At 58.0% G+C, this 20,308-nt stretch carries 22 protein-coding genes; 11 read left to right on the forward strand and 11 right to left on the reverse strand.

What is annotated here, in order from left to right; genetic code table 11:
• Positions 1-26 precede the first annotated feature (26 nt).
• Entirely contained in the window at positions 27-1,547 is a 1,521-nt protein-coding gene (locus ACR0A2_RS00460; protein WP_480833709.1) for a trimethylamine methyltransferase family protein, read from the reverse strand.
• A gap of 181 nt (positions 1,548-1,728) precedes the next feature.
• On the opposite strand from ACR0A2_RS00460, the gene ACR0A2_RS00465 reads away from it, so the two are divergent.
• The 5 genes from ACR0A2_RS00465 to ACR0A2_RS00485 all read left to right on the forward strand — a co-directional run bounded on the left by ACR0A2_RS00465 (position 1,729) and on the right by ACR0A2_RS00485 (position 8,720).
• Entirely contained in the window at positions 1,729-4,164 is a 2,436-nt protein-coding gene (locus tag ACR0A2_RS00465) for a GcvT family protein (protein ID WP_480833710.1), read from the forward strand.
• Between the two features lie 90 nt (positions 4,165-4,254).
• The gene (locus tag ACR0A2_RS00470; protein ID WP_480833711.1) at positions 4,255-5,226 is read left to right on the forward strand and encodes a LysR family transcriptional regulator; all 972 of its coding nucleotides are present in this window, start codon (positions 4,255-4,257) and stop codon (positions 5,224-5,226) included.
• A 222-nt stretch (positions 5,227-5,448) separates the two neighbouring features.
• Positions 5,449-6,057, forward strand: a complete 609-nt coding sequence (locus tag ACR0A2_RS00475; protein ID WP_480445550.1) for a carboxymuconolactone decarboxylase family protein — start codon at positions 5,449-5,451, stop codon at positions 6,055-6,057.
• A 261-nt stretch (positions 6,058-6,318) separates the two neighbouring features.
• Complete coding sequence (ppk2, locus tag ACR0A2_RS00480) at positions 6,319-7,242, forward strand: polyphosphate kinase 2 (protein ID WP_171205518.1); 924 nt, start codon at positions 6,319-6,321, stop codon at positions 7,240-7,242.
• Between the two features lie 107 nt (positions 7,243-7,349).
• Complete coding sequence (locus ACR0A2_RS00485; protein WP_480833712.1) at positions 7,350-8,720, forward strand: MATE family efflux transporter; 1,371 nt, start codon at positions 7,350-7,352, stop codon at positions 8,718-8,720.
• On the opposite strand, the gene ACR0A2_RS00490 is transcribed toward ACR0A2_RS00485, so the two are convergent.
• Positions 8,717-9,118, reverse strand: coding sequence for a hypothetical protein (locus ACR0A2_RS00490; protein WP_170343830.1), 402 nt, complete (start codon positions 9,116-9,118; stop codon positions 8,717-8,719). The genes ACR0A2_RS00485 and ACR0A2_RS00490 overlap by 4 nt on opposite strands.
• A 2-nt stretch (positions 9,119-9,120) precedes the next feature.
• A complete protein-coding gene (locus ACR0A2_RS00495; RefSeq protein ID WP_480833713.1) occupies positions 9,121-10,323 on the reverse strand; it encodes a pyridoxal phosphate-dependent aminotransferase in 1,203 nt (400 codons plus the stop codon).
• Positions 10,324-10,415: 92 nt separating this feature from the next.
• On the opposite strand from ACR0A2_RS00495, the gene ACR0A2_RS00500 reads away from it, so the two are divergent.
• From ACR0A2_RS00500 to ACR0A2_RS00510, 3 genes are all read left to right on the forward strand, one after another.
• Positions 10,416-10,808 carry a helix-turn-helix domain-containing protein gene (locus tag ACR0A2_RS00500; protein WP_480833714.1) on the forward strand — a complete coding sequence of 131 codons (393 nt, stop codon included), beginning with the start codon at positions 10,416-10,418 and terminating at the stop codon, positions 10,806-10,808.
• A 29-nt stretch (positions 10,809-10,837) separates the two neighbouring features.
• A complete protein-coding gene (locus tag ACR0A2_RS00505) occupies positions 10,838-11,062 on the forward strand; it encodes a succinate dehydrogenase assembly factor 2 (RefSeq protein ID WP_170344713.1) in 225 nt (74 codons plus the stop codon).
• 78 nt (positions 11,063-11,140) lie between these two features.
• Positions 11,141-11,638: a MarR family winged helix-turn-helix transcriptional regulator gene (locus ACR0A2_RS00510; protein ID WP_371807722.1), complete on the forward strand. Its 498-nt coding sequence runs from the start codon at positions 11,141-11,143 to the stop codon at positions 11,636-11,638.
• Between the two features lie 117 nt (positions 11,639-11,755).
• Here ACR0A2_RS00510 and ACR0A2_RS00515 read toward each other — a convergent pair whose 3' ends face one another.
• Complete coding sequence (locus ACR0A2_RS00515) at positions 11,756-12,457, reverse strand: DUF1194 domain-containing protein (protein ID WP_480833715.1); 702 nt, start codon at positions 12,455-12,457, stop codon at positions 11,756-11,758.
• A complete protein-coding gene (locus ACR0A2_RS00520) occupies positions 12,454-12,882 on the reverse strand; it encodes a VOC family protein (RefSeq protein WP_171639216.1) in 429 nt (142 codons plus the stop codon). Before ACR0A2_RS00520 ends, ACR0A2_RS00515 begins: the two co-directional genes overlap by 4 nt.
• A 175-nt stretch (positions 12,883-13,057) precedes the next feature.
• On the opposite strand from ACR0A2_RS00520, the gene thyX reads away from it, so the two are divergent.
• Entirely contained in the window at positions 13,058-13,966 is a 909-nt protein-coding gene (gene thyX / locus ACR0A2_RS00525; RefSeq protein ID WP_480833716.1) for an FAD-dependent thymidylate synthase, read from the forward strand.
• Between the two features lie 364 nt (positions 13,967-14,330).
• Here thyX and ACR0A2_RS00530 read toward each other — a convergent pair whose 3' ends face one another.
• The gene (locus ACR0A2_RS00530; RefSeq protein WP_152458488.1) at positions 14,331-14,537 is read right to left on the reverse strand and encodes a cold-shock protein; all 207 of its coding nucleotides are present in this window, start codon (positions 14,535-14,537) and stop codon (positions 14,331-14,333) included.
• A gap of 214 nt (positions 14,538-14,751) precedes the next feature.
• On the opposite strand from ACR0A2_RS00530, the gene ACR0A2_RS00535 reads away from it, so the two are divergent.
• A complete protein-coding gene (locus tag ACR0A2_RS00535) occupies positions 14,752-15,069 on the forward strand; it encodes an ArsC/Spx/MgsR family protein (protein WP_171228027.1) in 318 nt (105 codons plus the stop codon).
• Positions 15,070-15,109: 40 nt separating this feature from the next.
• A complete protein-coding gene (locus tag ACR0A2_RS00540; RefSeq protein WP_480833717.1) occupies positions 15,110-15,478 on the forward strand; it encodes a hypothetical protein in 369 nt (122 codons plus the stop codon).
• 1 nt (position 15,479) lies between these two features.
• Here the strand turns inward: ACR0A2_RS00540 and ACR0A2_RS00545 are convergent, their stop codons facing one another.
• The 5 genes from ACR0A2_RS00545 to thrS all read right to left on the reverse strand — a co-directional run bounded on the left by ACR0A2_RS00545 (position 15,480) and on the right by thrS (position 20,164).
• Complete coding sequence (locus tag ACR0A2_RS00545; RefSeq protein ID WP_480833718.1) at positions 15,480-15,998, reverse strand: DoxX family protein; 519 nt, start codon at positions 15,996-15,998, stop codon at positions 15,480-15,482.
• Positions 15,995-16,756, reverse strand: coding sequence for an HvfC/BufC family peptide modification chaperone (locus ACR0A2_RS00550; protein ID WP_480833719.1), 762 nt, complete (start codon positions 16,754-16,756; stop codon positions 15,995-15,997). Before ACR0A2_RS00550 ends, ACR0A2_RS00545 begins: the two co-directional genes overlap by 4 nt.
• Complete coding sequence (bufB, locus tag ACR0A2_RS00555; RefSeq protein WP_171639220.1) at positions 16,753-17,610, reverse strand: MNIO family bufferin maturase; 858 nt, start codon at positions 17,608-17,610, stop codon at positions 16,753-16,755. Before bufB ends, ACR0A2_RS00550 begins: the two co-directional genes overlap by 4 nt.
• Before the next feature lie 71 nt (positions 17,611-17,681).
• Positions 17,682-17,984 (reverse strand): BufA1 family periplasmic bufferin-type metallophore, encoded by a 303-nt coding sequence (locus ACR0A2_RS00560; RefSeq protein ID WP_152458482.1) that lies wholly within the window; start codon positions 17,982-17,984, stop codon positions 17,682-17,684.
• A gap of 221 nt (positions 17,985-18,205) precedes the next feature.
• On the reverse strand, positions 18,206-20,164 hold the full coding sequence (thrS, locus tag ACR0A2_RS00565) for a threonine--tRNA ligase (RefSeq protein ID WP_480833720.1): 1,959 nt from the start codon (positions 20,162-20,164) through the stop codon (positions 18,206-18,208).
• Positions 20,165-20,308: the final 144 nt, after the last annotated feature.

Raw genomic sequence — 20,308 nt, forward strand, 5'->3', positions numbered from 1 at the left:
ACCGGGCTGGAAATGCCCGCCGCTCTTCAAGACAGGATATGAAAACGCCGGCGGATTTCGGCGTCTTGTTCAGGGGTGAGATATTCGGGGTAATGCGTGCTCAACACCTCTTGAGCGAAGCGCCGTGCGGATGACCACGCATCCATCGCGCCATCGGTTTGCCAGGTGCGGGGCTCCTGGCGATCGGCGAGTTTCGGATAGAAATAGTCTCGTTCCATGGCTTCATAGGTTTGCTCGCTGCCCAGAAAATGCCCATCGCCCAGAACCGAATGGCATATGGCGTCAAAGCCAAGATTCGCTTCGGTGACCTCGATCCCGCGCAAGACACGATAGGTGTGCGAGTGCATTTCGTTGTCCAGAACGAAGGCCTCGAAGCTGACCCCAAGCAGAGATGCCGTCATCCCCGAGCTTTCATAGATCAGATTGCCTCCTGCCAGCGCTGCCGCCAGCGACGTGATGCCTTTTTCTGCCCCATGCTGGGCGTCGATGGCCTTGGCATCGGCCATCGAAGCGGCCACGCCCGACGGCAAACCCAGCCAGTTCGTGATTTGCGCCGACGCCGCATTCAGGATTGCGGTCTCGCCGCTGCCCCCTGCGAATGAGCCGGTCCTGAGATCCACGATGAAGGGCCAGTTGGAAAAGACCATCGGAAAGCCAGGTTTGATCGCATTGACCATCACGAGACTGGCCAGTGTTTCGGCCAGTGATTGCGCCAGAAATCCGGCCAGAGTTGCCGGGGCGGTTGCGCCCGCCTGCGCGGCCGTGATGCAGGACATCGGAATGTTATGGGCGATGCATTCATAAACTACGTCCACGGCATCCTCGCCGTATCGCATTGGCGAAATGATCGGACTTATATGCGCTTTCAGGAAGGGGCGTTTGGCGAATTCCTCGACCCCTCCGGCGACGATGTCCAGCATCTCGACGATCGGGCCGACATGTTCCGCCAACGTGAAAGACGTTGCCATTGGCTTGGTTGTGTTGCGTACCAAAGCGTAAACGGTGTTGACGTCCAGATCGAACACATCCGGGACATCGGTTGCCACGCAGCATCGGGTGAACCAACTGACATTGGCCAGCGTGTCCTGTAGCCGGGTGAAATCATGCAGATCGGCCAGGGTGGAGGGGCGATAAAGCCCACTGTTGATATCAAGGGTCTGAACCGCAGCACCGCCGGTGCCAAAATACACGCGGTCGCCACCCACCTCGATGGATCGTTTTTCATCCCGGCCATGAAAGGTAAAGCTCTTCGCGGCCGAGGCGATGGCCTGTTTAACCATTGAACGGGGAAAAACCAGGCGGTTCTGTGCCCGATCCTGGGCACCCGCCGCCCTGAGGTCGATCGCCAGCCTGTCCGGCACGTCTCCCATCCCCAGCTCTTCCAGCAAACGCAGCGCCGTGTCATAGATTTTCTCGATTTCCGATAGGCTCAAGGGCTTGAATGCCCCGCCTTTCTGACCGGGGGGGCAAGGATCAATGACGGGTTTGGCCGCACGCTGCGCATGCCGTGCTTTGCGTCCGCTTCGTTTGATGCTGTCGGATGGCATGTGTTTTCGTCACCTTGCGTTTTCCTGCACCGTAGGACCCAAGTTGTCCCGGTATCAAAGAAGAAGTGCCGTTTTCAGAATCCGAAATCGCGGTTTCGATTTTCCGGCACCCGCATCTGCCCTGTTGTCTGCCCATCCCGTTATTCAGCAAGACTGGTGCCGAAGTTGAAGGAGCAATGCCATGAAGTCGCGTACCAGAGCCGTTGTGATAGGGGGCGGGATCGCCGGATGTTCGACGCTCTACCACCTGACCCGGCAAGGGTGGACCGATGTGGTTTTGGTCGAACGGAATGAGCTGACCTCGGGCACGACATGGCATTCGGCGGCGCAGGTCACCAATTTCGGCATGAACCAGACGATGGTCGGCCTGAAATCTCATTCGATCCGTCTGTACAAGGAACTGGCCGACGATCCGGATTACCCGATCAACTATCACCACGCAGACGGTGGGATCCGTCTGGCCAACACCGAAGGGCAGATGCAGGGCTATCGTCACTTTGCGTCCATGGCGCGGGGAATGGACGTGCATTTCGAGGTGATAGACGCGGATGAATGTGCCCGGAGACACCCGTTGATTTCGACCGACAATCTCATCGGTGGGCTTTGGGATCCGCTGGACGGCGACATCGATCCGGCGCAATTGTGCCAGGCCCTTGCGCGCCGGGCACGCAAGGCGGGTGCCGAGGTGTATCGAAATACGCCGGTGACCGCGCTGACACAGCACAGCGATGACACCTGGACCGTGCATACCGAGCACGGGGATATCGACTGTGATGTCGTCGTCAACGCCTGCGGCTACAGGGTCAACGAAGTCGGCGCGATGATGGGTGTTCATCATCCCGTGTCGTCCATGGAACATCAGTATTTCCTGACCGAAGAAATCGAGGCCATCCGGGATGCCGGACACCGGATGCCGCTGCTGCGCTGTCCGATCAGCGATTACTATTGCCGGCAGGAAAAGAACGGCCTGTTGCTTGGGTTCTACGAGCAGGGATGCAAAACCTGGGGTATGGACGGGATCGATCCGAACTTCGTGAACGCATTGTGCCCGGATGATCTGGACCGCGTGACCGATGTGCTGGAAGGGGCCTTTGCGCGCATGCCCGCCTTGATGGAGGTTGGTATCCACACCGTGGTCAACGGACCGATCACCTATACCATTGATGGCGCCCCATTGGTCGGTCCGATCCCGGGCAAGCGCAACGCGTACTGCATCATTGGGCTGCGGGCCGGGCTGGGTGAAGGGGGCGGTCACGGATGGTTGCTGGCACAGCAGATCGTTCATGGTGAGGCATGTTATGACACGTGGTGCCTCGACCCGCGGAGGTTTTCGGGTCATGCCAATGTGGAACTCACCGCGCTCAAGGCGATTGAAGATTATCGGAACGAATTCAGGTTCCACTTTCCGCATGAACATCGCCCCGCGGGCCGACCCGCCAAAACGACACCTCTGACGCCTGTTCTGGCATCCGAAGGGGCCGAGTTCACTGTGGTCAACGGATGGGAAAGGGTGGACTATTTCAAACCCGATCCCGATTTCTCGCCGACGCTCAGTTTCGATTTTGACGAAACCTTCGATTTGGTGGCCGCCGAAGTCGAAAGCATTCGAACCGGCGTCGGGCTTGCAGAGGTAAACGGGTTCAACCGCATCGAGATCACGGGATCGGACAGGCACGCATTCCTGGATCGGTTGTTTTGCGGGCTTGTGCCTCGGCGTGAGGGGCGTGTCGGGTTGGGATACCTGTTGAATCACCAGGGTATGATCAAGGCAGAAGCGACGATTGCCAATCTGCCCGCCTGCGACAGGGGGCCGGCCCGCGTTTGGTATGGTTCCGCCGCGGCGAGCGAGTTTCACGACATGGATTGGTTGCGCTTGCATCTGCGCATCGATGAGGACGTTCAGTTGCGCAGCCTGACAAATGATCAAACCATTCTGGTTCTGGCTGGCCCGAAGTCGCGTTCTGTCTTGTCAGCCTGCGCCAGAGGAGATTGGTCGGCAGATGCATTCCCGTGGCTCAGCGTGCGCGAGTGCTTTGTCGGTATTGCTCCGGCCACGGTCATGAACCTGAGTTACTCGGGCGAGCTGGCCTATGAAATCCATGTTCCAAACGCCTCGCTTTATGCGGCCTATCTTGCCTTGCGCGAGGCCGGCGAAACGCATGGGCTGAAACTGTTCGGTGCCAGGGCCGTTGAATCCATGCGCATGGAGAAGAGCTTTTTGCACTGGAAAGCTGATCTGATCACCGAATTTGATCCTTTTGAAACCGGGCTGGATCGGTTCGTCCGACTGGACAAGGGCGCCTTCGTGGGGCGTGATGCCCTGTTGAGACGGAAGTCGGAAGGACCGCGACGCATGCTGGTCCCCTTGCGCATCGATTCAACCCTTGGCCCGGCGCATCCCGGCGCATCACTGATGCAGGATGATACTGTCGTTGGCACCATCACGTCGGGCGAATGGGGGTATCGCACGGAGCTGAATCTGGCGCACGCTTTCATTCATCCGTCACTGGCGCAGCTTGGCCGCGAAATGGAGCTGGACAGCTGCGGGAAACGGATTGGTGCGACGGTTATCAGCCCAAGCCCGTACGACCCTGATTTTGTGCGAATGAAAGCCTAGAATCGACCCTTTCGATCAACTTCTTCATTGCCGCATGGGCAAAACTTTGCTTCGCTAGTTTCGAACAAATCGAAACAATGGTCGGTTACCGTGTCCAAATCTCTGAGTCTTCGATGGCTGGAAGTGTTTCAGCTGATCGCCAAATCCGGATCGATTCAGCAAGTCGCATCAGAAACAGACTTGTCGATCAGCACGGTTTCGAACCACCTGCGCAGCCTTGAACGCGCGTTGGGGATTGAATTGGTCGACCATGGGCGTCGCCCGATGGGCCTGACGCCGGCGGGCGAGGTGTTTGCCCGCTATGTGCGTGAGGGTCTGACTGTGTTGAAACGCGGTGAGGCCGAGATACGAACGGGAAACTGGCAGCATGCGACGGATCTGCGGCTGGCTTTGATCGATGATTTCGACAACCAGATCGCGCCCGATCTTGTTCGTTTTCTGGCGCAGGCTCTGCCGCGGTGCAATTTCCGGCATTTCACGCGCCCAAGCCACGAAATTCTTGCCAAACTTCAGGAACACAAGCTTGATGTGGGCGTCGCCACACGACCGCTGGGCCGTACCGAGGGGCTGATCGAATATCCGTTGATGAGAGACCCCTTCATCGTCGTGGTTCCCAATAAGTTCGAAGGGTCCCCGGACGAGCTGTTCAACCCGGATGCCGACCTGCCATTGTTGAGGTATTCGCGTGACTATGTGATCGGCAAGCAGATTGAAACTCAACTGTCCCGAAGCAAGTTCAGCCTGCCCAACCGGTTTGAACTGGAGTGCAACCAATCCATCATCGGCCTGGTCGCGCAGGGCAGTGGCTGGGCAATCACGACAGCGGCGTGCTTTCACCGAACGCAGAGGTTTCACAACAGCGTAAAGGCCATGCCCTTTCCCGGCAGCAACTTCGTTCGCACGGTGTCGCTGTTTACAACCGAAGTATACCCGGCAACAACTTCGGTGCTGATCCAGAAGGCCATGAGCAAATTGATACGTCAGCATTTCACAAGACCGATGTGTGCCCGACACAATTGGCTGAAGAATGAGTTCCGCACCATGGAGATAGAGGGCGTCTAGCCCAATCTGACCGGGGTGCCGAACGGCTGATGGTTTAGGGCGGATGCTCGCAGGGCTTAAACTGGACTTGCCGTGTTGGTGTTTCGGGAAACCGAGCCGATGTTCGAATTGCGGTCTGTGCTGGTCCGGGTTCTTTCTGACGGGGTGTCGAATTCGTCTCGCCTCGGGCTCAAAGCGCTTCTAGTCTTTGAAGGACAGGCAATCACGTCAACAGGAAGCCAAATGAGCTGGATCAGAACCATCCCATTCGAGCAGGCCACAGGCAGGCTGAAGAAACTCTATGACCGCGTCACGGGCCCGGGCAACAATGTGGACAATATCATGATGGCGCATTCGTTGCGTCCGCATTCGATGGAAGGGCACATGGCGATCTACAAGGCGGTGCTGCATCACTCGGGCAACAAGATACCGAAATGGTTTCTCGAGGTGCTGGGCGTGTGGGTCAGCTCTCTGAACCGATGCGGATATTGCGTCGAACACCATTTCGCAGGGTTGCAGCGGTTGCTGGGCAACGAAGAACGGGGAAACGCGATCAGGGCGGCGATCGAAGCCCGCGATCCGGCCGCCGCGCCATTGGATGCAGCGCAGGTGGCGGCCATGGCCTATGCGCGCAAGCTGACCGAGGATCCGGGCGATCTGGTCGAAGCGGATGTGACGGCGCTGCGCACGGCAGGGTGGGATGATGGAGAAATCCTCGAGATCAATCAGGTCTGTTCGTACTTCTCTTATGCGAACCGCACGGTTCTGGGGCTGGGATGTTCGACGGAAGGCGACGAATTGGGTCTGTCGCCCAACAACTCTGACAACCCTGACGATTGGGGGCATAGATGAAGCGTGAAACAAGGGGATCAGCGATCCGGTGCGCCAAACGGGCGCCAGCCTTGGCCATGTTGGCCGAGGTCGATTAGACGATCCTATTGAGGATTCAGGCAATGGCCGCTCGGGCACAGCTTGAAAAACGGCGTTTGTATCGGAACCTTGCATCCAGTGCGGAATTCATGGGTTTTTGAGGCATCAATTTGACCCCAATCAAAGCGCATCCTTGGCCTTTCTGCTAGCTCCTTTCCGGGACAACAGAAAAGGAAAGATTTCATGGAAGCCATTGCTCGGGTCGAAACAAATTCAACTCAGGTCAAGACCAGGCCGACGCCGGTTGCAGAGGTCGCAGAGCCCAGCCCTGAAAAGATCCGGCAGGCGTTTGAAAGCGGCAAGTACCCCTATGGCCGCAAGATGGCGCGGTCGGTGTACGAAGAACAGAAGGCCAAGCTTCAGGCAGAGTTGCTGAAGGTTCAGTTGTGGGCGCAGGAAACCGGGCAGCGTTTCGTTCTGCTGTTCGAAGGGCGCGATGCTGCCGGCAAGGGCGGTACGATAAAGCGGTTTATGGAGCACCTCAATCCACGTCAGGCCCGAGTCGTGGCCTTGAATAAACCCACTTGGGAAGAAAAGGGGCAGTGGTATTACCAGCGCTATATTCAGGAACTGCCAACAGTTGGCGAAATGGTGTTCTACGACCGGTCCTGGTACAACCGCGCCGGTGTCGAGCGGGTGATGGGCTTCTGCTCTCCCAATGAATATCTGGAATTCATGCGGCAGACGCCAGAGTTGGAGCGGATGCTGGTACGTTCGGGCATCCAGCTTTACAAATACTGGTTCTCAGTCACGCAGGAAGAACAGCAGCGTCGTTTCAAAAGTCGCGAGACGGATCCTCTGAAACAGTGGAAATTGTCACCGATTGACAAGGCCAGCCTCAGCAAGTGGGACGATTATACCGAAGCAAAAGAGGCCATGTTCTTTTACACCGATACCGCGGACGCGCCGTGGACGATCATCAAGTCGAATGACAAGAAACGCGCGCGGCTGAATTGTATGCGCCATTTCCTGTCGACGCTGGACTACCCGGGCAAGGATCACGACATTGTGGGTGAGCCCGATCCGTTGATCGTGGGGCAGGCGCATCACGTGATTCACCGCTCCGAGCATATTCTGGGTACAGCACTGCATCCGGACGCTCGTTAATCACGCCGGTGCCCGCCTGGACTGCGCAAGCGGGCACCGAAGTATCATGTTGACATTTTAGCGATCGTCTCTTGTCTCGCGCCAAGCCCGCGCATATGGCTGGGGCAATGACAAAAGTGATGACATATCCGGCCCACTTTCGGGCAATTGCCGTGCTTGGCCTGCCGTTGATCGGTGGTCATCTGGCGCAGTTTGCCATCGGCCTGACCGACACGATCATGCTGGGCTGGTACGGGGTCGAGGCGCTGGCGGCGGTTACCCTGGCCAGCAGCTATTATTTCGTTCTGTTTTTGTTTGGTGCCGGGTTTGGCTGGGCCGTCATGCCGATGGTTGCCACCGCAGCGGCAGAAGGGGACGAAACCAGCATTCGCCGCTCGACCCGCATGGGGCTGTGGTTGTCGCTGCTATACGCTGCGGTGGTCATGCCGTTGTTGTGGTGGTCCTATCCGATCCTGATCGCCATGAAACAAGAGCCGCATATCGCTGAAACCGCGTCGGAATATTTGCGCATTGCCGGTTGGGGGTTGTTTCCGGCGCTCATCGTGATGGTGTTGAAATCCTACCTTGCGGCTCTGGAGCGAACTCAGATCGTGCTGTGGATCACGGTTACGGCGGCGGTTGTGAACGGGTTTACCAACTATGCGCTGATCTTTGGCAATTGGGGCGCGCCGGAACTGGGCGTGATGGGCGCTGCGATCGCTTCGATCGCGACGCAGGTCGTTTCTCTGGTCGCGGTTGTCGTCTATGTGGTCCGGACCTTGCCGGAACACAGCCTGTTCCAGCGCTTCTGGCGTCCGGATTGGGAAATGTTCATCAGCGTGTGGAAACTGGGCGTGCCCATTGGCCTGACCACCCTGGCCGAGGTGTCGCTGTTTGCAACATCCGCCGTGATGATGGGCTGGCTGGGTCAGGTCCCGCTGGCCGCGCACGGGATCGCCCTGAATCTGGCTTCGGCCACATTCATGGTACATTTGGGGCTGTCAAATGCGGCCACCATCCGGGCCGGCAACGCGTTGGGCCGCCGGGACAAGGCGCATCTGGAAAAAGGTGCGATTGCCGTGACGGGCATGTCGCTGGTCATGTCCGTCGTGACCGTCATCCTGTTCCTGACATATGCCGAGCCGCTGATTTCCCTGTTCATGGAGGCCGATGATCCGCAGCGCGGACAAATTCTGGCAATCGGGACAGGATTGCTGGCCATGGCTGCCCTGTTCCAACTGGTCGACGGGGCGCAGGTGATTGCGCTGGGACTGCTGCGTGGTTTGCAGGATGCCAAGATACCGATGGTTATGGCGGCGCTCAGCTATTGGGTGGTGGGAATTCCGGCGTCCTACTATTTCGGCTTCGTCCGTCAGATGGACGGCATCGGTGTCTGGCTAGGGCTGGTGCTTGGCCTGGCTTTCGCGGCGGTGCTGCTGATGGCCCGGTTCTGGATGCATTCGGTGCGGCAGATGCAGGCGCCGGCGGAACCTGCCTAGTCTTTGCTCAACCGGTCGGCCTTTTTCCGAACCAGAACCGTGCGCAGATCGTGCATCGCCATCAGCAACCTGTCGGTTACATCCTCAAGCTGTTCGTCGCTTGCCTTGGACTGCGCCCATTGCGTTGTCAGATTCAGATAGTCGACAGCGCGGTGAATGTCGTCGATGTCGCGCTGGGCCAGTACGGCCCGGCGCTCGTCCATCCATTGGGCGATCTCTGCCTGATCCCGTTCGGACAAAACCCGTTGGCCGTGCGGCTTGACCTCACCGTTGCGGATGTTGATGACGGCGATCTGGTCCATCTCGATCCGGCGCTGGCGGTTTTCCGTATCGATCCGAAACACCGCGGCCCCGTTTTCACGGATGCGAAAATAATATTCGGGCAGGTCGGCAGACATGTTTACCTCAGAGATGCACAAAAGCGCTGTATACGAGCGCAAGCTTCGGTCAGGGCTGCATCGGACGTCGCATAGCTGACCCGGAAGTTGGGTGACAGGCCGAAGGCCGCGCCAAACACGACGGCGACATCCGCCTCTTCCAGCAGGGCCGTGGCAAAGGCTTCATCGTTTTCGATGACGGTTCCCGCGGGTGTCGTTTTGCCAATCAGCCCGGCGATCGAGGGGTAGACATAAAACGCGCCCTCGGGTGTCGGGCAGGTTATGCCATCAATCTCGTCCAACATGCGCACCACCAGATCACGGCGGCGTTTGAACGTTTCATTGTTCGGCGCCAGAAAATCCTGTGTTCCGTTCAGCGCTTCCACCGCCGCCCACTGGCTGATCGAGCAGGGGTTCGAGGTGGATTGCGACTGGATCTTGCGCATCGCCGAGATGAGTTCAACCGGACCGGCCGCATAACCGATGCGCCAGCCGGTCATGGCGTAGGCTTTCGAAACACCGTTGCAGGTGAGCGTCCTGTCATACAGGCCGGGCTCCACCTCGGCAGGCGTGCAGAATTCAAACCCGTCATAGGCCAGGTGTTCATACATGTCGTCCGACATGATCCAGACATGCGGATGGCGCATCAGAACATCGGTGAGGGCCTTGAGCTCATCCCGGCTGTACCCTGCGCCTGTCGGGTTCGAGGGCGAGTTGAAGATGAACCACTTTGTCCTTGGGGTGATGGCGGCTTCCAGTTGTTCTGCCGTCAGCTTGAAGCTGTTGGCCAGCGTCGTTTCAACAACAACCGGCGTTCCACCTGCCAGCAAAACCATGTCGGGGTAGCTTACCCAATATGGCGCGGGGATGATCACCTCGTCACCGTCATTCATTGTTGCCATCAAGGCGTTGTACAGCGTCTGCTTGCCGCCCGTTCCAACCGAGATCTGCGCGGGCGTGTACTCAAGCCCGTGATCGCGCTTCATCTTGGCGCAAACCGCCTGCTTCAGTTCCGGAATGCCATCTGGAGCAGTGTATTTTGTTTTACCCGCTGCAATCGCTGCAACAGCAGCGTCTTTGATGTTTTGGGGGGTGTCGAAATCCGGCTCACCCGCGCTCAGGCCGATCACGTCGCGCCCGGCGGCTTTCAACTCGGCGGCCTTGGCTGTCATGGCGATCGTGGGCGATGGTTTGACGCGTGACAGTGTCGCAGACAGGAAACTCATGGATGGCCTCGGTTTGTATGTTCAACCCGACTGTCATAGGGTGCGCCGGAATGACGATCAAGCCGAATGGACAATGTGAATTGGAGACCCCGATGAATGATAAAAAAGACTGGTATGGACCTGAGTCTGCGACATTCGGGGACCGTTTGGCGGGCGCGCGCGAAGCGGCCGGAATGACCCAGGCAGAGCTGGCGCGCCGCCTTGGCGTCAAGAAGACGACGATTGTCGATTGGGAAAACGATCTGTCCGAACCGCGTGCGAACCGGTTGTCGATGATGGCGGGGCTGGTCAATGTCTCGATCATGTGGCTGCTGACCGGTGAGGGCGAAGGCATGGATGCCCCGGTGGAAGAGGGCGAAGGTGGAATGGAACTGTCGACCGCGGTGGCCGAACTGCGCGCCATCCGAGGAGAGATGCGGGTTTGCGCTGAACGTGCGGCGCGACTGGAAAAGAAAATGCGTCTGATGCTGGAGCAGAAGAATTGAGTGAACCCCGGGACGTACGCATCAAGCGAATGAAAATGCGATCCATGCGGCGCGGGATCAAAGAGATGGACATCATCCTGTCCGCTTATGCCGATCGCAACCTGGCCGATATGGATGCCGCCGGGCTGGATGTCTTTGACGCGCTGCTGCACGAAAACGATCAGGACCTTTATCAATGGGTCACAGGTCAGGTGCAGCCGCCGGCGCAGTTTGCCAGTTTGATTTCAAACATCGCGCAGACCTTTCAGAAATAAGAAAAAAACCGGCTTAACCGATTTTTCGGACTTTCAGGTCATCGTGTCTCAAACAGCACGACTGAATCGGAGGGTCGGATGAGTATGGAAATGCAGGTCTCCGGGCTGGAAGCCAAGGGGTTCATGACCAGCTATCTTGAGGCGCTGGCCCTGGTGGAGCGGCTGCACCGGTTGCTGCTGGACGTCATCAAGGATGAATTCGAGCGCGTCGGCGTGCTGGAAATCAACGCGGTTCAGGCGTTGCTGCTGTTCAATATCGGCGATCACGAAGTGACGGCAGGTGAGCTGAAAAGCCGCGGCTACTATCAGGGCAGCAATGTCAGCTACAACCTCAAGAAGCTGGTTGAGATGGGGTATATGCACCACCAGAGATGCGAGATTGACCGCCGCTCTGTCCGTGTGCGTCTGACACCACGAGGCAGGGAAATCCGCAATATCGTGTCCGACCTGTTTGCGCGTCACGCCGAAGGATTGCAAAGCAGGGGCGTGTTGGAGTTGGAAGGTATCGAAGACATCACCACGTCGCTGCGCCGGGTGGAGCGATATTGGACCGACCAGATCCGATACATCTACTGACCGGGGTTGTGCGTCGCGCAGAACCAAACCCGTCCTGCATTGATGTACAGGCCTGGCGGCCTTGTTCAAATGCCGGTCCAGAGAACAGGCCCGCAAAAGCAGCACTCCGGCGCGGATTTATTGCGGGTCTTCATCAAGTGCACCAATCTGCAAACCACTCAATTCCCGTTTCAGCTTTTTCCGCATGGCCCGTTCGAAATCTTCGAACCCCTGAGCGACCTCCAAAAAGGCACCGGGACCATACAGGACGTTGTTTTCAAAAAACGGGATAAGAAAAAGTTCGCCTTCAAAATCAGCCGCGTTGATCACGAGGCCATTGACCACCACATTCTGAAAAGCGAAGTGACGATAGGCTATCTGCGGTCCATAGCCATCGTTGTTTGAACCATCTCCGGACAGGTCAATCGTTTGAAACAAGCAGTCGGGTGCCTGGTTCATCAAGGTTGACCCGTAAGCCAGGGCATAGCCCATGGCTGTCGCTGATCCGGTATCTGATCTCACAGAGGCACTTATCTGACCGGAGGCGAAAAGCAGGTCGGCAACATCTTCTATCAGCAACCAATTCAAAATGACGTGCTGCGTGGAGCGACCGCTCCATTCGTAAACAGCCAAAGCAACCGGCATAGGAGAGGAGAAAAAAGCCTCCTGCACTTCGGGTGCGATCAGCGCAGCCGCCAAACCCTGCCGTTGCAGCAAGTCCTCGGCCTCATCGACCGACACTGAAATGTCCATGGCCAGTGCAAGGGCCAGACGACACGTCTCGGCCTTGATCGGGCTGGCCAGCGCGGCCAACCCAAGCGTTATGACCCACCGGATCACCAGTGGCCAACGCTTTCCATGCTGGCCCAGGGTTCCTTCGGCTCCAACGCATCGCCGTTTTGCAAAAGCTCGATCGAGATATTGTCGGGTGAGCGTACAAAGGCCATGCGACCGTCACGCGGAGGGCGATTGATCGTGACGCCATTGTCCTGAAGGTGCTGGCAAACCTCGTAGATGTTGTCGACGCCGTATGCGAGGTGACCGAAATGGCGGCTGTCGCTGGGAAGGCCGTCATCACCGTCCCAGTTGTAGGTCAGCTCGATCGGCGCATCCTCCTGCTCCGGAGGCGCCATGAATATCAGAGAAAACCGCCCGGCTTCACTGTCATAGCGGCGTGTTTCCTTCAGGCCCAGAAGCTTGTAAAACGCCATGGATTTTTCCAGATCCTTCACGCGGACCATGGTGTGAAGATATGTCAGCGCCATTTTGGCCATCCTTTTCGACTCAGTTTGCAAAGAGCTTAGCGCGCCGACCTGATGTGTCGAGGTCGCCGGGTCTGGCGAAGTGAATTTTGCGTGGGTTGCGGCATATATCGCGGTTTCGATGTTGCGGCTGGCGAGATATAGTAGGGGGCGACTCATTGCCAGAAAGGAAAACTTGATGCCGCTGTCCGCTGACCAACAGGCCGAGATCGAAGCGCAACGTGCGCAATCGCATCCCACTCGTCGCGTCGTTTCAGCGGGAATGGAAGATCACCTGTACACCGCGCATCAGGTTCTGGATCACGGCTTTGTCCGCGTGATTGATTACATGGGCGATGATGCGGCCATCTGTCAGGCCGCGCGGGTGTCTTATGGCAAGGGAACCAAATCGGTTCAGAATGACGAAGGTCTGATCCGGTACCTGATGCGGCACTGGCATTCGACCCCTTTCGAAATGTGCGAGGTCAAACTGCATGTAAAGCTGCCGGTCTTCGTGGCGCGGCAGTGGATTCGGCACCGTACGGCCAATGTAAATGAATACTCGGCGCGGTATTCTATTCTGGATCGTGAGTTCTATATTCCCGCACCCGAACATGTGGCCGCCCAATCAGAGGTGAACAATCAAGGCCGTGGATCCGCTCTGGAAGGTGAAGAGGCCGCGCGTGTTCTGGACATCCTCAAGGCCGACAGCGCCCGGTGCTATGACAATTACGAGGCGATGATCAGCCAGGACGGGCAGCAGGGGCTGGCACGAGAATTGGCGCGGATGAACCTGCCCGCAAACATCTATACGCAGTGGTATTGGAAGGTGGACCTGCACAACCTGTTCCATTTTCTGCGGCTGCGCGCTGACCCTCATGCTCAATATGAGATCCGAGTTTACGCTGATACGATGTGCAAGATCGTCGCCGACTGGGTGCCCTTTGCCTACAAAGCCTTCGAGGATTACCGTCTTGGGGCCGTCAACCTCTCGGCTCAGATGGTTGAAAGCCTGCGCCGCATGCTGGCGGGTGAGGACGTCACGCAGGAAAGCTCGGGCATGACGGCTCGGGAGTGGCGCGAGTTCGAAGAGATCATTCGCAAATAGAATTCTAATTGCCGCGCACCAATTTCTTCGGAGTGTCATGCCAAGCGGCCCATCGCCTGGGCAGTGTGTGGGTTCTTGCGACGCATGCACGATGACCTGAAATCGGAACGATGGGCGTCGCAACGTGCCAGCGCCGCCTCGAGCACACAATGAAAGCCTGGGAAATCCGGTTCGCGGGCGGGGCTGGAGGCTGGTCGCAGGAACCTTGGGTATCCGACACCACCGCGGCGGATATACACCATAGGCGCCGCGCAAATGAACAATCCGCGCGCGGGTAATGGAACAGGCCCGGTAGGGGGTGGTTGACGGCCGGAAATTGGCCGCCAACCTTAATGGATCCATCCCGCGATCAGCGGGGATGTCGTTACAACGGCTTCAATTCCGCAGCCATTTGTCGGCCGTCGCGTCCGTCCTGCAACTCGTACGAGACTTTCTGATTGTCTGCGAGTCCGGTGAGGCCGGACCGTTCTACGGCCGAGATATGTACAAACACATCTTTGCCCCCTTCATCAGGGGCAATAAAACCATAACCTTTAGTGGTATTGAACCATTTCACGGTGCCGGTTGGCATGTCCCGTGTCTCCTTCTACTTGCGCATTGTCCCACAAATTGGTGGGGGCTGTGGTCAGCGTCACCACAAAAACGACTGTTTGGCACTTGCTGAACAGTCCGTTTCGTGTGTTTCGCCTTTTTCAACATTGCACGGTGAAGTAAAAAATCAAGAATAACCGCCTGAAACTGGCAAGTTTGCCTAAAATGCAATCAAATGCAGGAGCAGTAAAAACATGCGCCTTTATGGGTTGAAAACCTGTGACACCTGTCGCAAAGCATTGAAAACATTGCCAGACGCAGAGTTCGTGGATGTCCGCAGCGATGGCGTGCCGGATGCTGTGCTGTCGCAGGCTCTTGCTGACTTCGGCGATGCTTTGCTCAACACCAGGTCAACGACATGGCGCGGATTGGATGACAACCAGCGCGCGAAAGCACCTTTGGAGCTTTTGAAACAACATCCCACCCTGATGAAGCGCCCGTTGATCGAGAAAGGCGGAGAGCTGTTTCTTGGCTGGACCGCGGAAACACGCACGCAGCTTGGCATTTCTTGAGGAATGCTTATGTGCCTGCAAGCAACAGTGAGGACGTTCAATGCGTAATGCCGCCATGATCTTGGGCGTGATTGCCGGGCTGATCGGGATGATCGTCGGGTTTTTCGGCTATGCGAAGGTGGTCGTCATCGATCACGTCGGCGAGATAGACGGCGTTCTGAGGCAGGTGGACAACCCTGACATGATTCAGGCTGTGTCGATCATTGCGCCTTTGTTGGCCATTGCCGGGGGCGCGATGGCGCCCGCGCGCGCCCTTGTTGCCGGGGTCCTGCTGCTGATTTCAGCGGCGGCGATGTATTACGCATTCGGATTTGGTGTGTTCACCATGTTCCCGATCGCGTTTGCCGGGGTTGCCGGGGTGCTTGGGCTGGCGGCAGGCAAGCCGGACCAGCCCAAAGCGCATTTCTAGGTCATTTCAGACGCAGGATCCGATCAAGTGAGATGGGGCCCGCACCGTTGATCACGATCACCAGCATCAGGAATGTCCACATCGTGCGCTGATCCATTATGGATGGCGCCGTGTCGAACAGGCTGCCCAGCTTCACGCCATGGCCGGTGACATCGACCAGGGTCTGCACCCAGATGAAACCGATCATACCCAAGGCCGCCAGGCGGGTGAACAGACCGACCAGCAGCAGCGCGGGAAGGACGAATTCTGCAACCGTGCCAAAGAAAATGACGACCCGTTGAAAGAACGTCATTTGGGATACGTCGTAAAGGACGGCTTCGGCGGCTTTGGGGAAAATCTGACCGAAGGCACCGGCCGAAGGTGAAAAGATCGAGCCGTCGATCTTCAGCATCGCCGAGTTCCAGTAATAGACCAGAAGAACCGCGACAAAGACCAGTCGCGCCAGCGTGGGTGTAAGCCAGTTGGACGCCAGGTCCACTTTTCCCAGAACATTGTTGTGAAGTGAGATCAGGGCAGTCATGTCTCCAGCCTTTCGATAGTCACAGAAGTTATTGTACCGCCCTGCAAAAGCAGTGCCAGAGTGGTTCCAAGGTCAAATTCCGGCTGCGCCGCAGCGGTTTTTTCAAATGCTTCGCCGATCATGTCGCCGCCTTGCATATGGGTGATCCAATCGGCGCCGCCGGCGGGCAGCAACTGGGCAACCGGGTCGAATTCCGGGCGTGTGATCAAAACATCCTCGGCGCGCGCATCGGGTTTCGGCGCGTCGGTTTCGGTGTTGAAACGCCAGATCGCGTGAATGGGCCAGTCCGACCGTACCACCCGCATGGCCGGGGCAAAACGCAGCCGGGCCCGCATGACCTGTTCGGGGTCTACGGCCAGCGCGTCTGCCGGGGCGGGTTGGCTGTCGGCGGCGTGGTACGACTTGCGCAACGCAAGTTCCAGCCGCGCCACATCCGGCAGGTAACCAAGATGGGAAAGCTGCTGCATTCCGGCCAGAAATTCGGGAAAGGCTTCACCGTAGAACATCATCAGCGGTGATGAAGGCGGGTGCTGGCGCAGAAATATTCCGGCCAGCCCGTCCATGTTCTGTGGCCCCAGCAACTTGGTGATGACTGGGAACGCCTGATGCATCGCCTCGGTCAAGGACACGGCGACATTGTTGCGATAGACGCTGAACCGACGACCGGCTGGCTGCGCCTGTGCGTCCAGCAAACCTTCGGGGACAGGGGCTGACGCATCCATTATGGCCGCGCGAAATTCAGATTGCGAAACGCTCATGCCGGGATCCGTTCCAGGGCGGTCTGCGCGCGAACGGCCTCTTCCCGCAAAATGGACCAGTCCGGTACGTCCGTGTCCCACTCGATCAGGACGGGTTTTGGCCCGGTGCGTTCCAGCACGTAGTCCAACAGCGCCCAGACCGGATCGACGACTTCACGCCCGTGGCTGTCGATCAGCAGCGGGTGGCCGTGATCGTCTTCATCCTCGTCATGACCTCCAAGGTGAATTTCCCCCACTTTTTCCAATGGATAGGCATCGATGTAACCCTGAGGAGAGAAATCCAGATTGGTGGCAGAGACAAAGACGTTATTGACATCCAGCAACAAGCCACATCCGGTGCGACGCGCAATTTCGCGCAGAAAGTCCGGCTCGGACCAGGTGCTTTCTTCAAAGGCCAAATAGCTTGAGGGGTTTTCCAACAGCATCTGCCGTCCGACGGTGTCCTGAACCTGATCGATATGATCGCAAACGCGCGCCAGTGTTGCGTCGGTATAGGGCAAGGGCAGCAGGTCGTTGTAGAAATGGGTGTCATGTGTGGACCAGGCCAGGTGTTCGGAAAAGCTGGCGGGATTCAGCCAGCCCACCAGATGTTTCAGCCGGGCCAGGTGATCAGGGTCCAGCGCGCCTTCGCCGCCGATGGACAGGCCGACGCCATGGACCGAGATCGGGAATTGTTCGGAAAGGTGGCGCAGCTGCGCCAGAGGCCGCCCGCCGTCGCCCATGTAGTTCTCGGCATGGATTTCCAACCATGCGACGGGCTGTGCGTGTTCAAGTATCTGAGCGAAGTGTTGCGGCTTGTAACCAACGCCCGGCGCTGCGGGCAGACGGTTCGACCGGTGGGCATTATCCAGCATGGGTCAGTTCCTTGATCACGAAAGGGAAGGGGCGGGCGATGGTGCCCGCCCCTGAATTCGTCAAGCCGTTCTTATGCAGGCAGATCGCGATCCAGGGCTTCCAGCGAGCCTTTGCGCGGGGTGCCGTCTGCCTGTGCGGGCAGTTCGATATCCGCGCAGGTGCCTGCGTCAACCAGGGTCCATGCGTTGCCCTGATAATCAACGGTCGAGGTGCCCGCGCAGGTGGTGCCGGGGCCTGCGGCGCAGTCGTTCTGACCGGCCAGCGATACGCCATAGCATTTTTCCTTCGCCTGAGCGGATGCAGTGGTTGCGGCGCCCGATACGGCGGCTGCGACTGCGGTTGCGATAACCAGGGACTTGGCTGTGTTCGACATCTCGGTAATCCTCTTGATGACTGGGTATGTCTGCTTGTGACAATGACAAAGGTAGTAGCTTGGTAGACAGAGTTGAATTCACGAGCCCGTGTCTCACAAGCACGTCAAAGGGCGGCGTGCCCTCTTGCAGCGTAATGCATTGTTTTTGATGAAGAAAGAGTGAATTGTTTCAATCTGGCCCCAATTCGGGGGCCAGATTCCCAGCAATATGCTGCCGATTGTTACAGCAAATCCGGCGGGGTGGCTGCCTGCGACAGCTCGTTTGTTACAACGTCAAGCGGTTGTACCTGCGTCTGTTTTTCACCCAGACGCCGGACACTGACGGTGCGGTCTTCAACTTCGCGATGGCCGACGGCCAGAATGACCGGAACTTTGCCGACCGAGTGTTCACGAACCTTGTAGTTGATCTTTTCGTTGCGAATGTCGGCTTCGGCCCGCACACCGGCGGCGCGCAGCGTTTCGACCACTTCGGCGACATAGCCATCCGCATCGGAGGTGATGGACGCAACCACGACCTGACGAGGCGCAAGCCAGAAGGGCAGCTTGCCGGCGTGTTCTTCGAGCAGGATACCGATGAAACGCTCGAACGAGCCCAGCGTCGCGCGATGCAGCATGACGGGGCGGTGCTTGCCGCCGTCAGCGCCGATATAGGTGGCTTCAAGGCGTTCGGGCAGCACGAAGTCAACCTGATGCGTGCCGCATTGCCAATCGCGACCGATCGCATCCGTCAGAACAAATTCCAGCTTGGGACCATAAAAGGCGCCTTCACCGGGGTTGAGCTCCGGCTCGATCCCGGCAGCACGTGTCGCGCTGAGCAACGCGGCTTCGGCTTTGTCCCAGACTTCATCCGACCCCGACCGCTTCTCGGGGCGATCCGAGAATTTGACCGAGAAGTTCTCGAATCCCAGATCCTTGTAGATCCGGGACAGGAACCGGATGAACTCTGCGGTTTCTGACTCGATCTGGTCTTCGGTGCAGAAGATGTGCCCATCGTCCTGGGTAAAGCCGCGCACACGCATGATACCGTGCAGCGCACCTGACGGCTCATAGCGGTTGCAAGACCCGAACTCGGCCATGCGCAGCGGCAGGTCACGATAGGATTTCAGGCCCTGATTGAAAATCTGCACATGGCAGGGGCAGTTCATCGGCTTGAGCGCGTTGATCGCCTTTTCGCGGGCATGTTCCTCGTCCACTTCGACGATGAACATGTTTTCCTGATACTTGTCCCAATGGCCCGATGCTTCCCACAGTTTGCGGTCTACAACCTGCGGCGTGTTGACCTCGACATAGCCGCCGTTGCGCTGCTGACGGCGCATGTAGTCCTGCAACTGGGTGTAGATCGTCCAGCCGTTGGGGTGCCAGAAAATCTGGCCGGGGGCCTCTTCCTGCATGTGGAACAGGTCCATTTCGCGGCCCAGCTTGCGGTGGTCGCGCTTGGCGGCCTCTTCCAGCATATGCAGGTGCGCTTTCAGCTTTTCCTTTCCGGTGAAGGCCACGCCATAGATACGCTGCAACATCGCACGGTCGCTGTCGCCTCGCCAATAGGCGCCGGCGATGGACATCAGCTTGAACGCATCCCCCGGAACCTGCCCGGTATGTTGCAGGTGCGGACCTCGGCACAGATCCTGCCAGTGCCCATGCCAGTACATGCGCAGCGGCTCGTCGCCGGGAATGGCCTCGATCAGCTCGACCTTGTAGGGCTCGTTGTTGGCCTTGTAGAACTCGATCGCGCGCTCGCGGTCCCAGACCTCGGTGGTGACGGGATCACGCTTGTTGATGATCTCTTTCATCTTTTTCTCGATGAGGCCGAGATCTTCCGGCGTGAACGGCTCTTCGCGGTCGAAGTCATAATACCAGCCGTTTTCGATGACGGGTCCGATGGTGACCTTGGTGGCGGGCCAGATTTCCTGAACCGCGCGCGCCATGATATGGGCCAGATCGTGGCGGATCAGCTCATTGGCCTGGGCCTCATCCTTCATGGTGTGGATGGCGATCTGCGCGTCGGATTCGATGGGCCATTGCAGGTCCCAGTGCTGGCCGTCAACAGTAGCAGAGATGGCCTTTTTGGCCAGCGAGGTTGAGATGTCGGCTGCCACCTGCGCGGGCGTGACGCCTGCGGCGTAGGTGCGTGCATTGCCATCGGGAAAGGTGAGAGAGACGGATCGAGAATCCAGGGCCATATCGGCTCTCCTCGTCGGTTTGGCGCCCACTGAACGCCCGGTTGCGGGTTATGTGTGTTCGGCCCATGTGGCAGGTGCAACAATTACTGTCAAGTGTCGCAAGGTGCGAAGCTGACGCAACGGGAAATCGAATTCCGGAATTGC

It is taken from the genome of Ruegeria sp. H8, assembly GCF_056532905.1.